Origin of the sequence: uncultured Campylobacter sp. (genome assembly GCF_938031315.1) — a bacterium.
Taxonomy (GTDB): domain Bacteria; phylum Campylobacterota; class Campylobacteria; order Campylobacterales; family Campylobacteraceae; genus Campylobacter_B.
The window spans coordinates 1-4409 of sequence record NZ_CALHHT010000363.1 but is presented as its reverse complement, the minus strand read 5'-3'; the positions used below and the strand labels follow the sequence as shown (position 1 = coordinate 4409).

The 4409-nt window shown below is 45.9% G+C and carries 7 protein-coding genes; 1 reads left to right on the top strand and 6 read right to left on the bottom strand.

From position 1 onward, the window contains the following. Positions 1-94: 94 nt before the first annotated feature. The 6 genes from Q0236_RS08840 to Q0236_RS08815 form a co-directional block, all read right to left on the bottom strand. A complete protein-coding gene (locus Q0236_RS08840) occupies positions 95-595 on the bottom strand; it encodes a hypothetical protein (RefSeq protein WP_297916982.1) in 501 nt (166 codons plus the stop codon). Then, the gene (fmt, locus tag Q0236_RS08835; protein WP_297916981.1) at positions 589-1509 is read right to left on the bottom strand and encodes a methionyl-tRNA formyltransferase; all 921 of its coding nucleotides are present in this window, start codon (positions 1507-1509) and stop codon (positions 589-591) included. The genes Q0236_RS08840 and fmt overlap by 7 nt, the downstream gene beginning before the upstream one ends. Positions 1510-1695: 186 nt before the next feature. Beyond that, positions 1696-2037 (bottom strand): hypothetical protein, encoded by a 342-nt coding sequence (locus Q0236_RS08830; protein WP_297916979.1) that lies wholly within the window; start codon positions 2035-2037, stop codon positions 1696-1698. A gap of 127 nt (positions 2038-2164) precedes the next feature. After that, on the bottom strand, positions 2165-3220 hold the full coding sequence (obgE, locus tag Q0236_RS08825; protein ID WP_297916977.1) for a GTPase ObgE: 1056 nt from the start codon (positions 3218-3220) through the stop codon (positions 2165-2167). A 257-nt stretch (positions 3221-3477) separates the two neighbouring features. Beyond that, entirely contained in the window at positions 3478-3657 is a 180-nt protein-coding gene (locus tag Q0236_RS08820; protein WP_297916975.1) for a hypothetical protein, read from the bottom strand. 304 nt (positions 3658-3961) lie between these two features. Continuing rightward, positions 3962-4108 carry a hypothetical protein gene (locus Q0236_RS08815; RefSeq protein ID WP_297916973.1) on the bottom strand — a complete coding sequence of 49 codons (147 nt, stop codon included), beginning with the start codon at positions 4106-4108 and terminating at the stop codon, positions 3962-3964. A gap of 67 nt (positions 4109-4175) precedes the next feature. Here Q0236_RS08815 and Q0236_RS08810 point away from each other — a divergent pair. Then, positions 4176-4409 (top strand): hypothetical protein (locus tag Q0236_RS08810; RefSeq protein ID WP_297916971.1); only part of this gene is annotated, 234 nt, incomplete at its 3' end.

Here is a 4409-nt window from a genome sequence, read left to right as displayed (position 1 = left end):
CGCTCTGCCGCGATCGCGAAGGGCGGCTTTACTCTGCCTTCCCGCACGGCGTCCACCAAAAACTCCTGCGTGGAGGGCATCTGCTCTACGAATTCTATCTGCAAAACCCGCTCCTTGCGTACGGCATAGCGCTCGTCTTACGATATTGCAAGCGTTTAAATTTAAAGCCGCAATAGAATTTTTCGACAAAATGAAATTTCGGATAATAAAATTTTACGGCATAGTGGAATTTTGTGCGATGAAATTTAGCAATTTTACTAAATTTCTCGGCGATACGGATCTTTTTGACAGCACTGCGATAAAATTTTAAAGCTCCACCCTGCAAAAACTCCGCGGCACAATCATAGAATTTTAAATGGCGCGTGTTTGGTGCGGCGGCGCAAGGTCCGCAACTGCCAAAGCGAAATTTAAAGCTCCTGCGAGCGTAAAATTTTAGAGCATAGAAGTGAGATTTTAAAATTTTATAGAAATGCGATTTCAGGGCTTCGTCCAGAAATTCCGCGAAGTAAAATTTTACTTCGCGATCGCGACGGAATTTCGCCTCTACGCTAAAGGTGCGGCGCAAAACGCGAGCCTTCAAAACCCAACCTAGCATAGCAGATCGCCGATCTTTAGCCGCTTGCCGTTTAGATACGCGCTAGCGTCCACCGGCTTTTTGCCGGGCTCTTGCACCTTTAAAATTTTGATAGCGCCCTCGCCGCAAGAAACGCAAAAGCTGAGCTTGTCGACGCTTAAAATTTCGCCCGTACGTTCAAATTTACGCCCGCGGGATTCGCGCAAAAGCTCTAGTTCTAAAATTTTAAGTCCGCTAGCTAGATAGATCCCGGGCCAGGGCGTTAGCGCGCGAAATTTATTATAAATTTGCTGTGCGCTCTGCTCAAAGCTAAAAAGCCCGTCTGATTTGCTTATCTTTTTGCAGTGCGTAGCCTGCGCGCCCTCTTGCTTAAGCGGCGTCAAATTTGTAAAATTTAGTAGCGTCCGAACTATTAGATCGCCCGCTAGATCGCCCAGCTCGTCAAAGAGCTGCGCCGCCGTTTTGTCCTCGCAAGGCGTGTAGGCAAAATCAAGCATATCGCCCGTATCAAGCCCCGCATCCATCAGCATCGCCGTCACTCCCGTCTGCTTCTCGCCCGCTAGTAGCGCACTTTGGATCGGGCTTGCGCCGCGGTATTTTGGCAGGATCGAAGCGTGCAAGTTTATGCAAAGCGCAATATCAAGGACGGCCTGTGGCAAAATTTTACCGTATGCGGCAACCACGATAAAATCAGGCTTTAGCTCTTTTATCTGCGCTGCGACCGCCTCGTCTTTTAAACTCGCAGGCTGAAAGATCGGCACGGCGAGCAGATGCTGCTGCGCGTAAATTTTTACCTCGCTAGGAGTTAAAATTTGTTTCCTGCCGACGGGTTTATCGGGCTGCGTAAATACGGCAGCGATCTTAAATTTCGCCTCCGCAAGCGCGCGTAAAATTTTAGCCGCATACTCGGGCGTACCCATAAAAACTATATTCATTCTTTTCCTTTAAATTTAGACACATCACGGCGCGAGCGATCACACGGGCGCCGACCGCGCGCGAAATAAATTTTACGCAGATCGCGGAGTAAAACTGGTCCGCACTCGCCCGCGCGAAGTAAAATTTATACGCGTCGCACAAACCAAACTCCGCGCAAAAGGCCGCATCATTGCCGTTTTGTGCGCCTATTTGACGGCGGTTTGATTTTCATCTCCGCCTTGATCTTTCCAAGGCCAAAAAGCGCACGGATCTTCGGACCAATAAATCTTTGCAGAGGGTTTCGCTGCCAGCTCATCTAGGCTAATCTTGCCGTCACGATTAGCGTCCAACCTCTTAAATTCCAAGTCTGAGCGCAGATTTAGCTCTACTTTCAGCCCAGACGGCACCTCGCTCGCCATCCACTCCTGCAAGCTCAGCGCGCCGTCGCGATCCTTGTCGTTAAAGTCCATAAAATAAGGTACCGGATCAGCGGGATCACAACCGTATGCGCCGAAGCATAAAAATACTAGAATAAAAATTTTATTCATTTCGCTTCCTTAAATTTTATCTTTTTGCGACATTTGTGAGCGATAAAAATAAAATTTAACCGCATATACGGACGTGCTTAAGGCCTGCATTCACAAAAGCCATCTGCGGCGCGGCTTTTGGCACAATCTACAGCTCCTTTTTAAGTAGCTCAAGCAGGTTAAATTTTAGCTCGTTTATATTTTGTCCCGTAGCCGAAGATATCGGCATCACGAAAAACGGCTTAGCGGCGTCAAACTCATAAATATCTTGTTTAAATTTCATCTCGTCAGCCATGCCCGCAAGCCCCAAATGCGACAAAAAACCGTCAAATTTTTCCTGCAAATTTTCAGCCGCGTCCGCACGAGTTAGAGCGTTCGCGTAATCTCTTTTTGCAAGCTCTCTGGAAAATTTCGCCGTCTCCGCCCGTAGCGCGTCAAACTGCTCCTCAAGGCTGCGGTAGTTCGCAAGATCGAGCATAAAAAGTAAAATTTTCGTGCGCTCGACGTGTTTTAAAAACTGCACGCCAAGCCCGCGCCCTTCGCTTGCGCCTTCGATAATGCCCGGGATATCGGCCATCACAAAGCCGCTGTATTCGTCAACCTCGACGAGGCCGAGCTTTGGCGTAAGCGTGGTAAACTCGTAGTTTGCGATCTGAGGTTTGGCGTTTGAGACGGTCGAGATTAGCGTGCTTTTGCCCACGTTTGGAAAGCCCACAAGCCCCACGTCGGCGATGAGTTTTAGCTCCAGTCTCACCTCACGCGTCTCGCCTTCGAGGCCTTTTTGCGCGTATTCGGGGGCTTGATTGATCGAGCTTTTAAAGTGCACGTTGCCAAGCCCGCCTTTGCCGCCTTTTAAAAATAGCCTCGTCTCGCCGTCATTTAGCATATCAAGCACCAGCTCGCCACTATCCTCGTCGTAAACGCTGGTGCCGGGAGGGACGATGAGATAGAGATCCTCACCGCTTTTGCCGGTCTTTTTGCGACCCTCGCCGGGCGCGCCGTTTTGCGCTTTAAACTCCCGCTTGCCCTTGTAGGATGAGAGGGTGTGGGAGTTTTTATCTACCCTAAAATACACGTCGCCGCCGTCGCCGCCGTCGCCGCCGTCGGGACCGCCCAAGATGACGAATTTTTCGCGACGGAAGCTGACGCAACCTGCGCCGCCGTCCCCTGATCTGACGCTAAATTTTACGCTGTCTATGAACATTTTTTACCTTAGTTTTTAAGAGCGATTATATCCAAAATTACTAAAACTACAGCAAGATCGCTTTTAAAGCCATAGTTAATCTAAAAATTTAAGTATTTCTTTCATAAAGATCTTTTCAAAACAAAAGAACCGTAATCAATAGGGCTTGCCTTGCGCCCTTCCCTTTGTAAAAATTTGCTATTTTAGTATTGCTAGCATGACCGTCGTTGTCACACTTGTCTTTAACGACTTGAACAACATCTGCAAGGTCATAAATTTTATCTATTTGGCGGTGTAACAAAACAAAATTTAGATATGCGTCTTTTACCGATCATTTGGTCTTTTTGTTCCCCAAAATCTAAAGTTATTTTGTCCAGATTTTCAAACTTTGCGACAAGTGGCGTAAAATCACGATCATTCAAAACCATACCTATCGCATCTGCTTGAGCAAATGTCATAATATCCTAGAGCGCATATAGGCAAAGCGATATATCGGGCAAGAAACATGACTTATATTTTAAAAGTCAAAATATAAGTCATTTTCATATTTGCCCCTTAAATTTGTCTCCTCCCGAAGGAGGAGACAAATTTATTTTTTTGGCGGATTATTTCCGCGACCTTTACCGCTAGGTTTACCAGTAGTGCTTGGACCATTCGGCGGTCTAACTCCAGATTTTGCCATCATTTCTCCTTTATAAGCCTAATACGGCTTTTGATGCAAATTTGGCGACCTATAAAATTTAAGCGATCGCAACTGTAAAATCACTCATTCTCGTCGTCGACACCCAAATAATCGTCGTTATTTGGGTTATGTGCATCTGCCCAATCGTCCATATCGGCATCATTGTTTGGATTATTTATATCCGACCACAAATCAAGCTCATCTTGGCTCATATCTGACGTATTCATTTTAATCACCTCCTTTCTGCAAAATTTGATATAATTAGTGTAATTTTACAATAAGGTTCGGCGACAAATGGCGACAGAAAATTATGAGAGAGAATGTAAAGAGCTTACGGAAAATATTCAAAACGGTGCAAGCCAAATAAGGGTTGGGCTTATAGATTTCTTAATAGAGTTTGTAGAATTCGACGAAAATTCAGATGACGAAAGCTATTTAAAAAGACGAGCGAAATCATACGAAAAGCTCATGCAAAGAGTTAAAAACAAAAATTTAAGTTCCAAAAAAATGGCGGATAAATTAAAAGCG